This window comes from Sediminibacterium sp. FW305-C-49, assembly GCF_058231085.1.
In genome coordinates this window covers 288965-309447 of record NZ_JBIQXS010000002.1, presented here as the reverse complement: position 1 = coordinate 309447, position 20483 = coordinate 288965, and the positions used below count along the sequence as shown (strand labels likewise).

Annotated in this window: 17 protein-coding genes; 10 read left to right on the top strand and 7 right to left on the bottom strand. The window is 40.7% G+C overall.

What is annotated here, in order from left to right; all coding sequences use genetic code 11:
- Positions 1 to 78: 78 nt before the first annotated feature.
- The 3 genes from ACH3Z1_RS08715 to dut all read right to left on the bottom strand — a co-directional run bounded on the left by ACH3Z1_RS08715 (position 79) and on the right by dut (position 2954).
- Positions 79 to 1422 carry a murein hydrolase activator EnvC family protein gene (locus tag ACH3Z1_RS08715; protein ID WP_490821537.1) on the bottom strand — a complete coding sequence of 448 codons (1344 nt, stop codon included), beginning with the start codon at positions 1420 to 1422 and terminating at the stop codon, positions 79 to 81.
- Positions 1423 to 1483: 61 nt separating this feature from the next.
- Positions 1484 to 2302, bottom strand: a complete 819-nt coding sequence (lolB1, locus tag ACH3Z1_RS08710; protein ID WP_490821534.1) for a lipoprotein insertase outer membrane protein LolB1 — start codon at positions 2300 to 2302, stop codon at positions 1484 to 1486.
- Positions 2303 to 2513: 211 nt separating this feature from the next.
- A complete protein-coding gene (gene dut / locus ACH3Z1_RS08705) occupies positions 2514 to 2954 on the bottom strand; it encodes a dUTP diphosphatase (protein WP_490821531.1) in 441 nt (146 codons plus the stop codon).
- A gap of 125 nt (positions 2955 to 3079) precedes the next feature.
- Between dut and ACH3Z1_RS08700 the strand changes: the two genes are divergently transcribed.
- The 10 genes from ACH3Z1_RS08700 to ACH3Z1_RS08655 all read left to right on the top strand — a co-directional run bounded on the left by ACH3Z1_RS08700 (position 3080) and on the right by ACH3Z1_RS08655 (position 13476).
- On the top strand, positions 3080 to 3892 hold the full coding sequence (locus tag ACH3Z1_RS08700; protein ID WP_490821529.1) for a class I SAM-dependent methyltransferase: 813 nt from the start codon (positions 3080 to 3082) through the stop codon (positions 3890 to 3892).
- 60 nt (positions 3893 to 3952) lie between these two features.
- Positions 3953 to 4651 carry a hypothetical protein gene (locus ACH3Z1_RS08695; RefSeq protein ID WP_490821526.1) on the top strand — a complete coding sequence of 233 codons (699 nt, stop codon included), beginning with the start codon at positions 3953 to 3955 and terminating at the stop codon, positions 4649 to 4651.
- 14 nt (positions 4652 to 4665) lie between these two features.
- Positions 4666 to 5946 (top strand): lipopolysaccharide biosynthesis protein, encoded by a 1281-nt coding sequence (locus ACH3Z1_RS08690; protein ID WP_490821524.1) that lies wholly within the window; start codon positions 4666 to 4668, stop codon positions 5944 to 5946.
- A 38-nt stretch (positions 5947 to 5984) separates the two neighbouring features.
- Positions 5985 to 6950 carry a methyltransferase domain-containing protein gene (locus tag ACH3Z1_RS08685; protein WP_490821522.1) on the top strand — a complete coding sequence of 322 codons (966 nt, stop codon included), beginning with the start codon at positions 5985 to 5987 and terminating at the stop codon, positions 6948 to 6950.
- A 35-nt stretch (positions 6951 to 6985) separates the two neighbouring features.
- A complete protein-coding gene (locus ACH3Z1_RS08680) occupies positions 6986 to 7909 on the top strand; it encodes a glycosyltransferase family 2 protein (RefSeq protein WP_490821520.1) in 924 nt (307 codons plus the stop codon).
- 126 nt (positions 7910 to 8035) lie between these two features.
- Positions 8036 to 9382 (top strand): hypothetical protein, encoded by a 1347-nt coding sequence (locus ACH3Z1_RS08675; protein ID WP_490821519.1) that lies wholly within the window; start codon positions 8036 to 8038, stop codon positions 9380 to 9382.
- Positions 9297 to 10430, top strand: a complete 1134-nt coding sequence (locus tag ACH3Z1_RS08670) for a glycosyltransferase family 4 protein (protein WP_490821517.1) — start codon at positions 9297 to 9299, stop codon at positions 10428 to 10430. The genes ACH3Z1_RS08675 and ACH3Z1_RS08670 overlap by 86 nt, the downstream gene beginning before the upstream one ends.
- A 171-nt stretch (positions 10431 to 10601) precedes the next feature.
- Positions 10602 to 11699 (top strand): glycosyltransferase family 4 protein, encoded by a 1098-nt coding sequence (locus tag ACH3Z1_RS08665; protein WP_490821515.1) that lies wholly within the window; start codon positions 10602 to 10604, stop codon positions 11697 to 11699.
- Positions 11696 to 12697: an NAD-dependent epimerase/dehydratase family protein gene (locus tag ACH3Z1_RS08660; RefSeq protein WP_490821512.1), complete on the top strand. Its 1002-nt coding sequence runs from the start codon at positions 11696 to 11698 to the stop codon at positions 12695 to 12697. Before ACH3Z1_RS08665 ends, ACH3Z1_RS08660 begins: the two co-directional genes overlap by 4 nt.
- Positions 12694 to 13476: a WecB/TagA/CpsF family glycosyltransferase gene (locus tag ACH3Z1_RS08655; protein WP_490821509.1), complete on the top strand. Its 783-nt coding sequence runs from the start codon at positions 12694 to 12696 to the stop codon at positions 13474 to 13476. The genes ACH3Z1_RS08660 and ACH3Z1_RS08655 overlap by 4 nt, the downstream gene beginning before the upstream one ends.
- Before the next feature lie 81 nt (positions 13477 to 13557).
- On the opposite strand, the gene ACH3Z1_RS08650 is transcribed toward ACH3Z1_RS08655, so the two are convergent.
- From ACH3Z1_RS08650 to ACH3Z1_RS08635, 4 genes are all read right to left on the bottom strand, one after another.
- Entirely contained in the window at positions 13558 to 14637 is a 1080-nt protein-coding gene (locus ACH3Z1_RS08650; protein ID WP_490821506.1) for a hypothetical protein, read from the bottom strand.
- A gap of 143 nt (positions 14638 to 14780) precedes the next feature.
- Positions 14781 to 17078 (bottom strand): SLBB domain-containing protein, encoded by a 2298-nt coding sequence (locus ACH3Z1_RS08645; protein ID WP_490821503.1) that lies wholly within the window; start codon positions 17076 to 17078, stop codon positions 14781 to 14783.
- Between the two features lie 210 nt (positions 17079 to 17288).
- Positions 17289 to 18923 carry a capsule assembly Wzi family protein gene (locus ACH3Z1_RS08640; RefSeq protein WP_490821500.1) on the bottom strand — a complete coding sequence of 545 codons (1635 nt, stop codon included), beginning with the start codon at positions 18921 to 18923 and terminating at the stop codon, positions 17289 to 17291.
- 106 nt (positions 18924 to 19029) lie between these two features.
- On the bottom strand, positions 19030 to 20433 hold the full coding sequence (locus ACH3Z1_RS08635; RefSeq protein ID WP_490821498.1) for an undecaprenyl-phosphate glucose phosphotransferase: 1404 nt from the start codon (positions 20431 to 20433) through the stop codon (positions 19030 to 19032).
- Positions 20434 to 20483: the final 50 nt, after the last annotated feature.

Here is a 20483-nt window from a genome sequence, read left to right as displayed (position 1 = left end):
GAATATCCATCTTGAAGGTGCGATAACATATTTCGGGAAACATCCATTTCCAAATTTCCAAATTCTCAAATTTCCAAATTATCTCCTCGGCTTGAGCCAATGCTCCGGATTCATCAACGTTCCTTTTTCATTGTTGATCATGAAGATGATAGCGCCTTCGCCATCAATACTCTTACCGGAGCGGCCGATGACGGAGCCTGCTTTTACCTGCTGGCCAACAGATACCGAGATACCAGATAACTGGTTATAGGATGTGAAGTATTTACCATGTCGAACGAATACAACCAGATCGCCATTGATCTCACTCGCATAAACCACTTCTCCATCGGCTACACTTTTAACGGGAGAGCCTTCGGGTAACGCAATCTGTATACCATCACTTTTCTGTGTGATTTTCGTTCCGGGAACTGTAGAAATACCAAAAGGCACATACACATTCCCTTTGTCTACCGGCCAGGGTAAACGGCCTTTATTCTGCTCAAACTGGATCGATGTTTCCCTTCCTTCCGGCGTAGATTCAAAAGGTGTATAAGGACGGTCTGTAACGGGTCGTGCTTCGAGTGGCTCGTTTACAACAGGGTTTTTGGTTGTACCGGTTGTTGTATTGTTTTTTGCAGATGCGTCAGCAGGTTTGGTATTGTTGGCCGCTGCTTTTTTAGCATCGTCCGCCGCTTTTTGTTTGGCTCTTTTTGCAGCTTCATCGGCTTCCCTTCTGATGATGGCCATAACTGCCTGTTGCATTTTCTGACGCTGTCTTTCCTTGTTCTGAATCTGTGTAGATAATTCTTTCTCCTTCCCTTTTAACTGGGCCACTACCTGATCCTGGGCTTTTTTATCGTCCTGCAACACTTTCAGTTGTTCACTCTGTTTTTCTAGGGTGGTGATCCGTTCTTTTTTGTTGCTACTCAATACTTCGATCTTTGTTTTGAGTAACTGTTCAGACTGTATGATGGCTTCCGCCTGTGTTTCCCTGTTCTGGCGATAGCTTTTCAGATAAGTGATTCTCTTGATCGCATCATTAAAACTCTTCGAAGAAAAGATGAAATTGAGATACTCGTAACTGCTTCGGTTTTTATAGGCAAATACAATGCTTTTGGCATATTTCACCCGAAGGGTATCTAGCTCTCTTCTCAGGCGATAGATATCTCTTTCATTCAGAAAAATGGTATTATCCAGATCCCTGATCTGCCTGTTGATAGAGTTCACCAGTTGTTCGCGCATGGCCACTTTGCGTTTGATCAGCGCAAGCTGACTCAATGAAAGTTTCTTGTTTTTCTGGGTTTGGGAAAGCAACTGGTTCAGTTCGGCCAGTTCTTTTTTGAGCTCCTGCTCCTGCTTCTGCAACTCCTCACGGGTTTGTTGCGCATAGCCACCAATTACCAGGATACAGGAAACAAGAAAACAAAAAAGAGATTTAAACATGATGACAATTTTGGACCAGGGTCAGATGAACAAGCTTTATAACGAATAAATTAGTGGTAAATTACTTACGCTTGTAGTTTTTCGGTGGATCGAAATTGTATTTTAACGGATCATTTAACGTAAATTCCTTGAAATCAAGGGAAATATCCAATTTTGACTTCTCAGCCATGGATATTTTCCGGTTGGCGGCAAAGAGATAATTACCCAGGGGCTGGTAATTACTGAATGTAATATCGCAGGTTCTGTTGCGCTGTACATCTACATCATCCAGTTTACTGTATAGTACCCTGTTATCTGTTTTATCGAGGTTAATCAGGTGTTTGAACAATTCACCCACCATCACAACCAATAGCTGGGTATTGCTGTTTTTATAGGAAATAAGGTTATTACTCATGAAAACAGGGTTTCCGATAAGCATATCCTGTAGTGTAGCAAAATCAAATGGTATTTCCGTTACTTCCTGTAAATAGCTGATAGAACGGTTCATGACGTATTTTTCACCCACTTTCCGCACCAGTATCAAACTGTCTTTATTGATTTTCAGCTGAAGTCCTTCCGCAGAAATCCCTAAAAAAGACCCTTTCACCCTGATAATGATTACACTATCTTTTTTCATGCTGAGATAAACGGTGTAATTATCGTTTTTCTCGGCCCCTTCATAATCTACTTTTATTTTGGCATTGAAAGTGGTAAAATCTATTTTATTCTTGGCCACTTTGCTCATGATATCAGCAACAATAGCGGCAGAATCTACCACAGGTGTTTCTTTGATCACCACTACCTGGGCTGTATCTTTTTTGGTAATAGCTTCCTGGATCTGTTCTACTTTTTTAACCGTTTTGCAGGAGAAGAGTAGGAAGCTGCAAGCTGCAAGCTTCAAGCTACAAGCTGCAAGTTTTTTAATCACAGTTGATATATTACCATTCATTCTTCTTACTTGATTTTGTTTTACCATCATAAAAACACAGCATTCATAAATCAACAAAATTGTTAACAGCCAAATTCCTCAACTCAACAAATAGTTCCATTCGAAACCCAACATTAAATCAGACATCAGACATCTGACATCTGCGATCCTGTATCCTGCATCATCAGATCTTCCCCGTGCTGCCAAACCCACCTATCCCCCTTTCTGTTTCATCCAATGTATCTGTTACCACCCATTCTATTTTTTCTACTTTTTGTAATACCATCTGGGCAATACGATCGCCTGGTTGAATGGTTTGTTCTTCGGCAGAGAGGTTAATGAGTATCACTTTAATTTCTCCCCTGTAATCTGCATCAATGGTTCCTGGTGTATTGAGACAGGTGATGCCCTGTTTGATGGCCAGGCCGCTGCGTGGACGGATCTGTATTTCATAACCTTCAGGAATGGCTACAAAAAGTCCGGTTGGTACCAGCAAGCGCTCCAATGGTTGCAATACAACCGGTTCTCCGATAGCAGCCCTGATATCCATTCCGGATGACCCTGAAGTAGCATATTCGGGATGGCTGTTTGATGACTTATTGACAATTCGAATTCCAATTCCCATATTTTGCAAAGGTAAGGGCAGACCACCTTAGTCGTCATACTTTCCAGCATGAATTAACAAAGTACCACCGGGGGTTCATTTGTTTCATATCGCTTACCTTCACGCCCAGAATGAAAATCACTAATATGATGCAGATTGACGAGGCATTGAACAAAATAAAAGAAGCGGCCTTCAAATCCGGAAACGCCAATGATCTTATTTATTTCAACTATCATCAATCCAGGTTTAAAAAAATGGCCGAAACGGTAACCCGTATCTGTGCGCCCGGAAGCAGGATACTCGATATCGGCAGTCATTTTTTACATTCATCAGCCCTGCTTTCACTCCTCGGATACCAGGTAGTGTCTATGGATGTGAAAGAATTCTGGGATCTTTCTTATGTAAAGGAAAGAGCTGAAGCGTTCAACCTGAAACCAGTGATAGAAAATAACCTCGAGCAGTTATATGCACTTTCGAATGAACAAGATGCATATGACCTTATTTTATTCACAGAAATTTTTGAACACATCACTTTTAACCCCATCAATTTCTGGAAGCGGGTGCATACACTGGTAAAAGATCATGGAAGGATTTATATAACAACACCCAACTCGCTCACACTCTATGCAATCGCAAAAACGCTTTTCAACCTGCTAAGGTTAAGGGGCATTGGGATGGACGTAAACGCTGTTTTCAAAACCGTCACGTATGGACATCACTGGAAAGAGTACTCTTCCAGCGAAATCAGGTCTTATTTCCATACCCTGAGCGACGGATTCAGTCTATCCATCAGTAAATTCTATTATAAACTACCCGAAGGCCATACAGGCTTCAAAAGCCGTATCAGGGAACTGCTGATGAAGGCAGGCAACTCAATCCCATTCTTTCGCGATGCACTGGAAGTTGTAGTAACGGTAGACAAATCGAAGCCTTGGAAAATCGAAGCACCCGAATACTAGCAGGAGACTTCATTTTACATAAAAACAGTTAAACCATTACAGATTACGTAATTTCAAGTCATGAAGGGTCAACAGCATATTTTGCACAGGTATACGATCAGCAATTCTTTCCTCCGGCAAAGCTGTTTAATATTGGTGGCATCTTGCCTTTTTAGTGCCTGTTTTAAAAATCTTCCCGATAAACAGGTGATCTACCTGAATGATTTTGAAACCAGTCAAAAGAACAATATCATGATTTATGGCACCAGTGGATTAATCGATTCCTCCAAGATCATGTCCTTTAATCAATCCAAAGTGCTGGGCAGGTTCAATAGTAATTATATTGTATTGCAACTGGATCAGGTTCCTGAACACAATGCTGTTAAAATTGAATTCGATCTCTATATACACGATCAATGGGAAGGTAATTATGTACCTCCTGGCGCAACCTATCCCGACTTATGGCAAATGACACTGAATAATTTCCAGATATACCTCACCAGTTTCTCCAATGGGACTCACAACCAGTCTTTCCCAGCAAACTATACAACAGGAATAACGGGTAATAAAGCTTTCAGTAATTCCTGGGCCACACTGCCAGGTGTTTGTTCAGGAGCCGGATCAGCGAAGGGAACGGCTCATTATAAAATAGAACATACCACCGCCCACCAGGGTGCCTTACAACTGGCGCTTAACGATATACCCAATCCGGTAAACAGCCTATGTTTGAAAAGCTGGTCGATCGATAATATTCGTATCACAGCCATTACATATAAATAGCAGCGAACCGTTACATGTCAGTCAACAATACATATGCATCCCTCATCAAGAGGAATTTTTCTGCTATATCCAGTTTCATGCACCTGAGTTTTATACAGGGTGCCAATGTACTCACCCAGATTATCCTCATACCTGTTATTACAAGAATCGTTGGTCTTTCCGCATTCGGACAAATCATGGTAGCCGCATCATATGCGGCTTTGGTATCTATCATTATTAATTATGGCAGCAACCAATCGGGTGTAAAAGATATTGCGCTATACAAAGATCAGCCAGCAAAACTTTCTCAGGTTTTTTATAGTATTTATTTGGTTAGAATCAGTCTTTTTCTACTAAGCCTGTTGGGCCTGTTCGCATTGAAACAAACCGGGTTAATTACGGAAAGTTTCAATCACTTACTTTTCGCCCATATGCTCATTGTAAGTGAAATGCTCAATCCTTTTTTCTTTTTTGTCGGGTTGCAGAAATTATTATTGTATAATATAACCACACTGGTTACAAGAATATTGTCTATTCTCTTGATTATTCTTTTCATACAGGTACCTGAAGATAGTATCTGGGTAAATTTTTTAATGGGTTTAACAAGTACTCTCGGCTATTTTATCCTGTGTTTAGTATTGATTAAAAAATACCGGTTAGTTGATACAAGTTTATCCGCAGGTTTTTTAAAGCAATATGTACGAGAGAATTTCTATCTTACTGGCAACAATATCTGCGTACAACTGCAGCAGTCTTTTTTTCTGTTCACCGTATCAGCCATGGATAACCCCATATTATTGGGTGCTTATTCGCTGTGTGACAAGTTTGTATGGTCATTCCGAATGCTGATCATTTCTTTTTTTAATGTGGTGTATCCCAGGGCCTCTATTATATTTCGGGAGAACCCACTTGCATGGTTACAGCTCAGAAAAAAATTAAGCAAGCTGCTATGGGTTATATTTCTCATCGTAGCCTTACTGCTTGTGCTATTCGCAAATCAACTCGTATGGCTGGTAACTGGCACCAATGATGCATTAAGTGCGTCTTTTTTACAGGCCATCTGTCTCGTACCATTGGTTGCTGCACTTAATTCACTCAATGTTACAGATCTCTTGTTGCGAAACAGGTACCATGATATTTTCAAGATTGCGCTGATTCTTTTGGGCTTATCAGTTATCATATCTGTAATACTGGCCCAATGGGGGCATCCTAATTTATTTGGCTATTTCCCCATACTCAGCGAGATATTCAGCATCCCACTTTATCTCTACTTTATCAGTCGATCAGGCGTTCCTGTGGTTCCAAAAGCAGAATAACTTATTTTGCACCCAAAATCCTTTCAAACATCCAGCTAATGAGATATAGGGCATTTGAAGATATACTGGTATGTCCTGAGTGCAGAATACCTTTACAAATCAATAACCAACAATTAAAATGCAATGGATCATGCGGATGTGAATTCCCGGTTTTTTTCGATATTCCCATCATGATCAGTTGCAAAAATCCTGTATTTCAAGTAAATGATTTTGCCATACAGCGTGCGCCGGATATTTTTTTTAAAACCTATCAGAACCCTGTTTTACGTTTCCTCAAAAAACTAAAACCAGATATCACCCTCAACAGGGTTAGTACAAAAAATTATGCTGACCTGGCTAGTCGAATCGCTGGCATAAAACAACCTAAAATATTGATCATTGGCGGGAGTATTGACGGACAAGGTATTGGTTCACTTAAAAACCACTTACCCCCGGATACCGTTTTAGTAGAATCCGATGTAGCCCATGGCCCCAATACCAATATTATTTTAGATGCCCATGCCATACCATTTAAAGATGAGAGTTTCGATCTGGTAATTGCACAGGCCGTACTGGAACATGTACTTGATCCGTTCCAATGTGTAAGAGAAATTCAACGTGTACTAAAACCCGGAGGAATGATTTATGCCGAAACACCTTTTATGCAACAGGTACATGGAGGTAAATACGACTTTCATCGTTTCACACATTTAGGGCACAGACGTTTATTCAGATCTTTTCGGGAAGAATACAGTGGTGTTATTGCCGGTGCAGGTTCTGCCATGGCATGGTCTGCACTTTATTTTATTACCGCTTTTGCCAGCAACAAAAAAACAGATAAAATACTCAGCTTCGCAGGTAGCTTTCTTGTATTCTGGCTGAAATATGTTGACTATCTGTATAACTTCCGTAAAGGAGGTTCATACGATGCTGCATGCGGTTTGTTTTTCCTGGGAAAAAAAGAGCCTGGTTATACACTAACTGACCAGGAGTTATTACAAGGTTACCATGGACACAAATCGTAATTACCGACACCACAACCATCGTATTGTAAATTTTTATGCACCCAACTGTAGCCATCATACTAGTTAACTGGAATGGATTAGAAGTGACCAGAAATTGTATTGAATCACTCCAATCATTAGATTATGAACAGCATTCAGTAATCTTGGTTGATAATGGTTCAACCGATGGCTCTGCCGATATTCTGGAGAAAGCATATCCACACATAACAGTAATCAGATCTCCCATCAATACCGGTTTCTCAGGAGGCAATAATATTGGTTGCAGGTATGTTTTACAAAAAGAATTCAGGTACCTCCTCATGCTGAATAACGATACCATTGTTGAACCCGATTTTCTTTCTCACCTGGTATCCTATATGGAAGAGCACCCGGAAACAGGCGCCATCCAGCCACGCATCCATTTTGAACACAATAAAACATACATCTGGAACAGCGGCTCATTTTATGCGAAATGGTGGGGATTCTTATACACAAAAAGAGTTGGACGTGCGCCCATCGATTCAGATTTGAAAATAAAACAGGTTGACTGGATTACCGGTTGTGCATTTCTCACACGGACAAGCATTTTACAACAAACTGGCTTACTCGCTGAAAATATGTTTATGTACAGTGAAGATGTGGATTTGTCGTTCAGGATTGCAAAAAGAGGATACAGGCTGATATATCATCCAAATGCATTGATATATCATATTGCAGGGATGTCGAATAAAACTGCTACCAAAGGAAAAGAAGGATATGTACATCCCCTGGTCCATTATTATAATCAACGAAACAGGATCTGGATATTAAAGAAATATACACCAGCATATGCCATCATTACAACTGCCATGGCTAATTTTTTTTACATTTCAATGATAATAGGGTATTTTGCCATAAGAGGAAGATTCAACAAACTCAAAGCTGTGGTAAGCGCTGTAAAAGATGGTCTGCTGGGTGCTATTCAACACCAGCCATTATAAAACTGGTTATCTTATAGCATTACTGCTAAGCCCACCCGATAAATCATGTTTGTATTCCCTGTTATATATATTCTGCTTTTTTGCATTGCCCTGGTGAGAATCATCAAAGGCAAACCAGAAAATGTTTTGCTCTTTATCATTTTTGCACTTCCGGTATACATTACCACACTATCCGTCCTTACCATATATAACCTGAAAAGTTGGGTGCCGATTCTACAGGCCTGCAAGGAACTGATTGTGCTGATTACACTCACCAGTGTTCTCTTTTCCATGAAAAAAAAGCCTAAGCTGTATTTTATCGACTGGTTAATTCTGGCCTACCTTGCATGGCTCTTTCTATATGTTATTTTACCAATCGGGGAATATGGTATCAAGGATAAAATGATAGCCATGAAAAACATGGCTTTTTTTACCACCCTCTATTTCATAGGTCGTTTTTTTGAGCTGACCCGTATAAACCTCAGCAAGTATTTTCACTATTGCTGTTTATTAGCCATCCCGGCTGCCCTGTTGGTCATCTGGGAAGCTTTTACTTATACACATTTTCAAACATTTACCGGCTACGCAGATTATATGTTCTATTTCCTGAACCAGGAACCTTCAGGGCATCATGGACTCAACTGGACTTTCGAAGCGGAAAATGATGGTCCCAAACGATTTGCGAGTTTCTTTGCCAACCCTTTAGACCATGCAGCCGGTACACTGGTAAGTATTGGTGCCATTCTTGCGCTCGCCACCACGAATACACAAAAAATAAAACTTTCTAATTTCCTGTTGATTGCTTTTCTGGCATCTGTATGTTCGATTGTATTTGCGCTGTCCCGTGCGTCCTTCGCCAGTTATCTTTTTATTATTTACGCATACACCTACATTACCAAACGAAAACAATGGCTTGCCTATATTCATTATGGGGGCCTGCTCATGGTAGCCATCGCATTAACCATCATCAGTGATGATATATACCAGTTTATCATCGGCACACTCAATTTCACCAACTCATCCAGTGTTTATCATATTTTACAATGGGTTGAAGGCATAGAAGCCATTTTTAAAAATCCTTTGGGATATGGCATGGGATCGGCCGGAAGAATATCCGGTTTTGCAGGAGAGAATATCGGAGGAGAAAACCAGCTGATCATTATTGCTGTTCAGGCGGGTATGGTAGCTATGGCTTTGTATATAGCTATTTACATAGTACTCACAAAAACAGCCTTGCAAATGGCCAGACAAAGAAAAGGAAGGGCAAGAAAAATAGCCATATTTATAGCTTTGCTGAAACTGGGTATGATTATCCCATTGCTCACAGCGGAAGCAGAATCTTATCTTTACATTGGTTATGTTACTGCTTTTTTCTCTGGTATCATGATCAATATCAAATACAATTCAGATGGTGATAGGAATAGATATTCGCGACCTCAGACTGGCGAGAACAGGACAGAAAACAACACTGGAAGAGCTTTGCCGACAGTTTAAACTGTTGGGCAACACAGCATCGCATACATTTCATTTCTTTGATACTTCCATTCCTGTTTACACCGGCAGGAATAAGTTCATGCTCATCACAGAACATGTACGCCAGCAAATATGGAAACAAATTGTATTGCCTTATAAAGCCTGGCGAAAAAAATGTGACATCGTTTATTGTAATGATTATTTCGCCCCCTATATCCACCTCAACTATACTACTGTTCAGTTATTTCATGATGCTTTCTTTTTTGAATACCCTGAATATTGTAATCGAATTTGGCTACAACTTTTTAAACGCATTGCTATTCCCGCTGCTAAGCGTTCAGCATTCATCATCACACCCACAGCTTATGCCAGGGAGCGGGTTCTGCATTTTACAGGTATTGCACCCGATAAAATCATCGCCATACACCAGGGTCCGAAAACCATTCCCGTTATACAGGACAACACCCCCATACCACAATGGCTGCCTACACAAAAGGGATCACCTTATATATTACATGTAGGTGTACTCGAGAAAAGAAAGAACCTCACTACCCTTATCAAAGCATTTCAATTGTTTAAACAGGCAGGTAATACAGCTTTCAAGTTGGTTCTGGCTGGCAAAGGAAATGGCAAGATGCATTCAGATGATACGGCCCACATTTTACAAACCATACAGGATCTTCAGTTACAGGATGAAGTCATCATGCCCGGCTATTTACCCGATGAGTTATTACATATCGTATACAGCAATGCTACCTGTTATGTATTCCCTTCCGTAAATGAAGGATTCGGTATTCCTGTGCTGGAAGCATTCCAATTTGGCGTTCCTGTAATGGTAGCCAACAACACCTGCTTACCCGAAGTAGGGGCAGATGCAGTGCTTACATTCGACCCTTATAATGTAGAAGAAATGGCCCTGAAAATGCAAACATTGGTTCACGACACCTCACTCCAGACAATGCTGATAGAAAAAGGATATCAAAGATTGAAAGATTTTTCCTGGGAAAAAACAGCAGCTTCTTTGCTTGAGGTATTTGAGATGGCTGTGAGGAAAGGAGTTAGCAGTTAGCTATTAGGGTTAAGGGTTGGGGATTATGCGTTAGGGATTGGGTATGGGAAAGGAAATATAGTATCATACACCATATCTGGAAGCCTAAGGCTTTCAATGTTCTCCTCACAACTGATAGCTAATAGCTAACGCCTAACCCCTACCTTTGAAAAATTAAAAAATAAACAAGGTTTGAGTCATTGGAATAAAAGAATACTGATCATCGGACAAACACCACCTCCCTTTGGAGGACAGGCCATCAATATTCAAAAAATCATCTCCACACTGCAGAAGCAGGAAGTAAATCACCGCTTCATACGTCTGCATTTCAGCGACCAGCTCAATGATATGGGAAGGTTCAATATCACAAAAGCATGGCGTTTATTTACAACTTTTATCAGGATAGTTTTTTACCTCATCACCTACCGGCCACATATTGTTTATTATCCTCCTGCCGGACCTACCCGTAATGCAATCTATAGAGATATGATTTTGCTGCTTCCCATTCGGGTATTGCAGCGGAAACTGGTATTTCATTTTCATGCAGGTGGTTTATCTGATACCTACGAAAGCTTTCCTCCTTTATTACAACCTATCTATCGGTATGTTTACTACCACGCTGCACATGCCATATGTCTGAGCCAAAGAGGAACAAAAGACCCGAAGGCATTGAAAGCAAAACAAATTCATATTATTCCATCCGGAGTCGAAGATATCAGGAGAACCGCTTACCCAGTAAAACAAAATAAGTTCATTGTTTTATTTGCTGGTTTATGCAGTGAGAGTAAGGGTATTTTTGATTTTATTACAACTGTCAGACAATGTCACGCTATCAATCCAGCTATCACCGGCCGTATCATGGGAAAAATATTTGGTGAAGAAGAAGAAGAAGCCATTGCCATTGCCTGTCGGGAGGGAATACTCACACACGAAGGCATCCAAACAGGGGAAGTAAAAAAAGAAATTTTTGCATCGGCCCATGTATTTCTTTTCCCCAGTTATTTTGAGTCAGAGAGTTTCCCTACTGTTATACTGGAAGCTTTCTCAGCTTCTCTACCTGTTATTGCCACCAACTGGAGAGGTATACCAGATCAGGTAACAAACGGATTAAATGGCTACCTGACAGATATACACGACACCAATAAAATGGCCGACAGCATCCTCACACTGGTAGCTAATCCTCTCTTATATCAGCAACTTGCAGCCAATGCCAGAAGCAATTTTGAAACTAAGTACACGATAAGTACTTTTGAAGCTTCAATTTTGTCTTTCTTTAAAACAAATGCATGACCAAATTCCTTGTAACAGGAGCGAATGGTTTTATTGGCACCAACCTGATTCTTTCCTTTCGTACTACTATTAAAACACCTTACAGTGTAATGCTGGTAGATACCGCTGCACCTAAGATACCCCTGTATTCAAACGAAATCTGGACAAAAATCGATTTACTGGAAGAAGAAGCTATACATGCATTATTTACCCAATGGCAGCCCGAAATTGTTGTTCATCTTGCGTCTTTTACCAGCACCGACCCTGAATATGTATTGGAAGATTATAAAGCCAATACCCGGGGTGCAGAAATTATTTTTGAAGCCTGCGAAAAAAACAAGGTTGACTTTCTCCTACACACGTCTACCCAATTTGTCAATCAGGCGCCGGGTTATCCATCGTCGGATACAGACTATGCACCACATACTATTTATGGCACTTCAAAAGTAATATCAGAGCAATTACTGAGGGAAGAAAGATTTCATTTCAATTGGTCTATCATACGTCCCACCAATATTTGGGGGCCATTTCATTTAAGATATCCTTATGAGTTTTGGAAAGTATTAAAAGAGGGGAAATACTTACATCCCGGAAGAAAAAAAGTCATCCGGTCATATGGCTATGTGGGAAATATTTGTTGGCAGATGATTCAGCTGATAGAGCGAAGAAATGAAACCGCAATAGCAAGACAGGTATTTTATGTAGGAGACAGACCTATGAACATGTATGAGTGGACCAATGCATTTTCAATAGCTATACTTAAAAAACCGGTTCGTGTGGTACCAACATGGTTTGTATACCTGTTGGCTTTGGCGGGTTCGGCATTAAGAAAAATGGGCATTGGATTTCCGATCACTTTGTCGAGATATAAAAGCATGACAACAGACAATCCTGCTCCAATGGACAAAACCTTCACTATATTGGGAGAACCTCCTTATCAATTAGCGGATGGTATCAGAGAAACAACTGAGTGGCTGGAAATATGGTGGAAAAAACAAGACGAAAACAAACCTGCATGAATCAATCCGTTGCACCTAAAATAAACATTGGTGGTACCGGTATCAGCCAGGTGTCGCTGGATGAGACCATGCATTTATTTGATCAGTGGATTGTAAGAGGAGAAAAAAGAAGAGTTTGTGTTACACCTGTCAATTGTGTGGTATGGGCACATAGAAATCAGTCGCTCCAACAATTATACAATAGCGCCGATCTCACTTTATGCGATGGAGTACCACTGATATGGGCCTCCAGGTTTTTGGGGAAAGGGGTTTTAAAAAGCAGGGTAACGGGGCTCGATTTGTTGCCGCGCTATATTGCCCGTTGCCATGAGCAAGAGCATAGCCAGTTTTTTTTAGGGGCTAAAGAAGGAGTAGCAGAAGAACTCAGAAAACAGAGTGAAGAAAAATATCCGGGCATTCGCATTAGCGGGGTGTACTCACCACCCTTTGCTGAAAGATTTTCTGTAGAAGAAAATGAAAAAATAATTCGCCTGATTAATGAAGCAAAACCTGACATTTTGTGGGTGAGTCTTACTGCACCCAAACAAGACTTTTGGATTCAGGAACACTTACACAGACTTGATGTAAAAGTTGCAGTTGGTGTAGGTGGTGCTTTTGAAGTAGCAGCTGGTTTAATTGATCGTGCACCTGCTTTTATGCAAAAGAATGGTCTTGAATGGCTTTACCGGTTTTACAAAGAACCACGCCGATTATTCAAACGTTATTTCATTGAAGCTCCGGCATTTTTCCCGATTATTATCCGGCAGAAGATGGGGAGAAGGTTGGGGATTAGGTATTAGCTATTAGGAGGAAAATAGAAAAACCTTTGGCTTTACGATATATTTATTCAGCCTCTCTTCTCAGTCCCTAATAACTAAGCCCTACCCTCCTGCTTTCAAAGCCACTACCAATACCCCACTCACAAATACCAACAAGGCAGCTCCGGTTAATACTCCTTTCCACCAGTCTGTTTTATTATCTTTCAACGGTAATATCGGGGCATCCACAATCTGCACAGTTGGTGTTTCCTGGATAAGTGAGGTTTTACTGATTTCCAGGTTTTTGACTATTTCTGCATAAATCGTTCCCTGAATTACTTTATCTCTTGATGATATCTCTGCTGACACCTCGGGTATAGCATATACCGGATTTAAATCTAACAACTGACGATTGGCATCTGCTGCAGAATATGTTTTACGGTTTAATGCATATAACAAACTATCGGCTTTATCCTGGAGTCTTTTCACATTGGTAGAAAGCCTTTTTGTTTTGGTATCGATATAAAAATCTGTCGCCACTTTTAATAATTGCTCACAGAAAATCACACTCAGCATCTCACTTCTGGTTGATACTGCCAGTTCAAAAAAACCAAGTTTTTTATCCGGTTTCGCAATAACCAGTTCCTTTTCAAGGATATTTTTAATGATGCCCTGCTGCAACAAACTATCTTCTACCCTGCTCCTTGTAAGACTATTTGGCACAAAGAAAATTGGTTTCCCGATTTTGCTATTCTTCGCCCATTTTTTATTTAACCCGTAAACCGCAACATATTCATCTGCCAGCGACTTTTTTCCTGTACGATCAATGGGCAACAATAAAGTTTTTCGAATTAATGAAGGACTCTTTAAAAGTTGTAAAACATTATCTCCAGACAAAACACCGTTTCCACCTGAAAGATTACCTATATCAACCCCAAACTGACCTGCGAGTGCAGACATCAGAGATCCACCCCCGCCCACTTTCGACTCTTCTACTACAAAAGTAATACTAGCCCTGTATGAAACTGGTTTCCACCAGGTATAAGCAAGTCCTGCTGATCCGCCTATAAGAGCCGCCAGCAATAATAATTTCCATTGTTGCAAAGCATACAGCATCCAATGCCAGAGTTGTTTGAATTGCCCCCATAAGGAAAACGATTCTTCTTCCATTTCTGTACTTGTTATCTGTTGGTCCTGCGTCATGCTGATGTTAATTTATGATTTTTTTGGAATTAGCTATTGGGAGTTACGTATTAGGAGGATAATAGAAAAGCCTTTGGCTTAAGGATATATTTTATTCTGCCTCTCTTCCTAATCCCTAATAGCTCATAGCCAACTCCTAACTCCTACCTCCTCAACACCGCAATTAAACTAATCACAGTTGCCAAGGTGCCTGCAAGGGTAGATATTTCGAGAACAGAAAGTCCACGTCTCTCCGAGCCTGTTCTTGCGGGTACAATAATTTTACTACCAGGTGTTACTTTCGGATATCTTCTGAAAAACAAAAATCTGCCAATTTTTTTATTCATCCCATTACTGTACTGAACGTATGCTTTTTTCAGGTTACCACTATCGGTTACACCACCTGCACTTGAAATATAACTCATGAAATTGGCATCCGAATGATTAACAATTTGCGGATTAAATACCGCTCCTTTAATCTCTACAAAAGGAACACTGCGTGGAATATAAATGCTGTCATTGGGCAACAATATAAATTTGTCGAACTGCGATTCTTTTCCTTCCAGCAGGTTATTGGTCGCTACTCTTAGCTGGTTTCTATATACCTGTACATCACTTAATGCAGCAAAAGGAGAAATACCACCTGCCCGCTTTAACACATCCTGGATGGTTTCATCTCTTCTTTCGAGCACATAGTCGCCTTCATACAGCACTTCACCTCTCATTTTAACACTACCCAGTGATTGATAGTTGAGCAGCTTAGGTACAAAAATATAATCCAGTGGTTCCAGTAAATAGGAGGAAGTATTTTTAGACAAGGCAGAATCAACCGCCACCGTAATCATGTTCAGTAAACGGTTGGCAAGTGTATCTGCACGATTCTTTGAAAGGCGTGAAATTTCCACTTTATGCGTGGCTGCATCGTTGGTAAAACCGCCCGACATTAAGATAGCATCTTCCAGTGTCATCCCTTTACGAAAAGCAATTGTGCCGGGTTTCTGCACATTTCCATTAACGGTGATGTACACCACCGATTCAAGATCGCCACGCGTATGAATCACCACCGAATCTTCTCTGAAAAGGGGTATGTCTTTTTCAGTTCCGGCCAAGAGCTCTTTCACACTAAAGGAAACCAGTAAAGGCTCTGTAGTACCCGGTGCCTGCCGACGTATATATCCGCGATTTAAAAATGCATCTTCTCTGAGGCCATTTGCTTTTTGTATCAGTTGTAAAAGCGATAGCCCACTGGTGAGTTCATAATTGCCTGGTTTTTGTACCCCACCTGAAATCATTACCCGATTCACAAAACGATTGCTTACCTGCTCTACAAAAACTGAGTCGCCATTGCGGGGAATAAAATAACTGAAATCACGTTCAGCAACATCTCTGAATACAATACCCTTCGGATCTGTCTGAGCTACTTTTACAACCTCTCTCACCGCCTTATCACTCCAGCCCCCCGCATATTTAAACAGATCTGCCATAGTTTCTTTATCCAGCAATTCATACACAAAAGGTCTTTTCACTGCACCACTCATGGTTACATGTTTGGCATAAAGAGGAAAACGAATCACATCCCGATCCTGTAAACGGATGTCCTGATCCAATATCCCCTCCTGTAGAAATTTATAAAAGTCAATAACTGCTAACAGTTTATTATTACGAATCAATTCAATGGCCCTTAGCGAACCATTTTTGGCCGGACCTCCCGACAAATACAATACATTGAAGAAACCCGCCAATGATGATACTGTATAATCGCCCGGACGTTCGGCTTCTCCAATCACCGTAACCCTTACACTTCTTACATTACCCAGTGTAACCAATAATTGTGATTGCCCGCTTGCAAGTGCCGGATAAGGCAGACGGAGTTTGTTTTTGATGCGGGTAGTGGCCTGCTCTATACTCAGGCCGTTTAACTGTATAAGTCCGGCATGTGGCAATTCAAAATTACCTTCCCTGCTTATCTTCTGTGTATGAGTCAGCTCATTTAAACCCGTAATACTAAGAATCAGTTCATCACCCGGTCCCAAAATATAATTGGCAGGTGTAGCCATATTAATATTGGGTGTAAAACTGGAAAGTGGGTTATTAAAAAAATCGAACCCATAATAGGGTGAAGGAATACGTATATCCGGCATCTCAAATTTCCATGTTGAGTCGCGAACAAAACGAGCCGTATCCGAAATAAGGTTGTCTTTGTTAAAGGAAGTTTTACCAGAAGACTGTAATTTAACCAACCGCTTTTTCAAAGCATCCACCTGCGTGGGATCAAGCCCTCTTCTCACAAGCTCTTTTATGGCATCATTTTCAGTCATACCCGCTTTCTGGCTCTGTTGCCATAGTTGGGTAATCTGCTGATCAGACAACTGGTCAACTCTATCGATTCTTCGTTGAGCCAATAGTTCCTGCTGGTAAACACCACTCATGCACACAAACAATAAAAGAATGATTTGTTTCATCTTGATATTAGGTATAATGGCAAATATCGGTTTAAATAATTATATAGGGACAGGAGTTAGCTGTTAGGGGTTAGGTATTAGCTGTTAGGTATTAGGGGTTTGGGAAAGAATGGCTAAAGTACATCATATCAAAAAGATGAAATTTTTCTACTCCCCTCCCAACACCTAATACCTAACAGCTAACCCCTAATAGCTAAAAGCTACCCTATCCTAAAGCCCAAACTGAAAACCAAGGTTCCACCAGGCAGTATTGCTTCTGCTACCGGAAACGAGATCTTCTCTTCTTTTGTTGCTGTATGATGTATAAAAATAAAAACCTGGTATCCATTGGTAATTAGCTTCTATATACCAGGAAGCAGCATTGTATATTGGATTGAATAAAAAATCAGGCTGAGGGGTCTGAAAATATTGCTGATCCAGTGAACCTGCACCTCCCTTGCGAACATACTCATATCGTAATAGCCATTTCAAACGGGGAATGGGGGTGTATTTGGCAAACAACAATAAACGATCCGCATTGCTACCCATCCAGTCGCCCATCACATAATCATGATTGGTATAATTTTGAGCTGGTTGTAAATTACGGTACACAAACGGACGAATCTTTGTGTATTCAACACCAACGGTAAGGTAAGACAATCCTACATCCGTTGTATTGAAGCCTAGAGTATAACCCAACTGGTTTCTACTTTTGGTTCGGTTGAATAAGCTGCCCACCCTTATTTCATCCACAAAAACAGAACCATACAAGTGTGTATTTTTCAGGTGATTCCTGGAACTCAATTGTAAAAACAACTGACCGTTTGATCCTGCATTGATATTATCGTTATTATTGAGCAGATCATATGCTTTGAAAAAAACAACAGGAATTAAATAGCCGGCCTGTAAACGCTCACTGTACACTACCGACTCTCCCAGGTGAATATCCAATCCTTTAACCGGCGTAAACTGCAAACTATGTGAAGCCATAAATTTAGGAACGAATACATCTCTTCTTCCCCCAAAAGGCGAGTTACCGGTATTATAACTACGGTTCGAATCAATCAGGTTAGAATTTAACCAGGCATGTGTATAGTTAAATTTGAGCCAGGGAAGCGGTTGAAAATCGAAGCGCAGATAGGGGTAAGTGGGTGCTTTATCAGACAATACAACCCTTCCGTTTTGTCCATAACCCCATAATAAATAATCCTGGCCAAAAGCAATGGCACCTTGCTTCCAGGCGTAAGAAACAGCGCCCCGCAGTTCGCTGAAATTGTGACTTTTTTTATTGGCTGCTATCTTTCCAACAATACCCGTTAATGAACTTTCATTACGTAATGTATCAATTCCCTTACCCTCTTCGGTGATGTCATGAAATGAAAGATGCCAGGCCCAGTGTTTCCCTGCATACCCATATAATCGTGCACCCGAACCATAGGTTTTTACAGACCTTCCGCCACCGAGTATACCCCCGCCACTCAGAATCGGATCAACACGCATCAAAAAATCTTTTCCTGAAACGACCAATGCCCGCCAGCGTTTCCATGAATCGGTCTTGAAAAACTGTGCCTTTGCAGTATCAGTACCCATGATGGCCTGCTGATCAGAAAAATCACGTTGATAAAATAACAGTTCCTCCCGCTCTACCCTGGTCAACAAATTAGTTTTCTGCGCCAGTGAATCCAGACAACCTGCCAGGTACACCCTTGTTAAGGGCCTGATCTGGTCGTCAAACTTAACCAGTCCTTTCTGCGCCATCCGATACAGGTATTCATAAATATCACTCCTGTGCTGCTCATACACAGCCTGCGTGTTTCCTGTAACGATAAAAAAGAGAAGGAAGAAAGTAACGAGAATATGTTTCATAGTAAATGGAGGGGGCTGGGGTTAGATGCCAGGTATTAGGTGTGAGGGAGAAAGGCGTAATAAAAAATATATTAAAAAGCCGAAGGCTTCTCTAATGTCCTAACCCCTAATAAGCATTCTGATCACCTCTGAAAATATTAATAATCGTTTGTAAAATAATCTGGCAATCGAGCCAGAAGGTCCAACGGTGAATATAGTATAGATCGAAATTTACTCTTCTTTGCATGGATCCGGGTTCACGTGTTTCACCACGACATCCATTCACCTGGGCCCACCCGGTAATACCCGGCTTCACCAGATGACGCTGCATATAATTATCAATAGTATGCATGGCTTCAATATTAAGAGGTGTTGGGTGCGGCCTTGGTCCAACCACCGACATATTGCCAAGTAGTACATTCCAGAACTGCGGCAACTCATCGAGGTTCGATTTGCGCAACAGTGCACCAATTTTAGTTACACGGGGATCGTCTTTCCTGGCCTGCAGGTAACGTCCATCAGCATCTGTGTCGCTACTCTCTTCAACCATGGTTCTGAATTTATAACAGGTAATCTTTTGGTTGTTCAATCCCCATCTTTCCTGTTTAAAAAATACAGGCCCCTTCGAACTTATTTTGATCATCGTAGCAATCAGTGGTAATAACCACCAACCGATCAGTAAAAAAAACAATAAAGCGAACAGTACATCAAAACTTTGTTTTAATAACTTATTCTCCCATTTATCAAGTGGCAGTTCGCGAATACTGATGACTGAAAGCTGCCCGATATTGTTCACCTGAACAGAAGAGGAACTGTACTGGTGAATATCGGGTAAAATACGAACACGTACTTTATGATAATCACATACTTCTATGCAATCCTGTATCTGTTCTTTTTGCTGGTTGGGTAGCGCAACAATAACCTCATCTACTTTTTCTTTTTGTAATACACCTGAAAGTTGTTGTATTCCACCATAATACATACAACCATTCATGGCTTTTTTCTGATCATCAATAAATCCTATACACTTGTATCCATAGTAATAGTATTTATTGATGGTTTCATAAAACTCATATGCTGCAGGCGTAACCCCCACAATCAGGAGATTATCATATAAACGCCCCTGGAAAAGTGCCGAGTGCAGGTATTTGCGGATGATATACTTGGTAAAAAACAGGAATAGAAATAACATACCTGCATGCCATACCAGAAAGACCCTGCTGTGTTGAACCTGTTGCTGTAAAAAAAACAGTACAGAACTTAACAGAATGGTATAGATGATCAGCGTATAAATGACAAAAACAATCTCCTCAGAGTATTTATTGGAACGTCGGTCGCGGTATAATTTAGAAACAGAGGCAGAAAGGTACCACACTAAAAGTGCCAGCAGAATGGGTAAATAGGAGGGAATATTGTTACTGAGTAAACGGTTACCGGAATCTAGTTGGTACGACAGTATATAACTGATCCCAACCAAAGGAGCATCGATGATATAGCGAATTAAAGTATACCGGTTAAACGATTTTCGCATACGGATATGGATTTCAAAGCTAAGACCCTATTCAGGATCTTACCGATGCT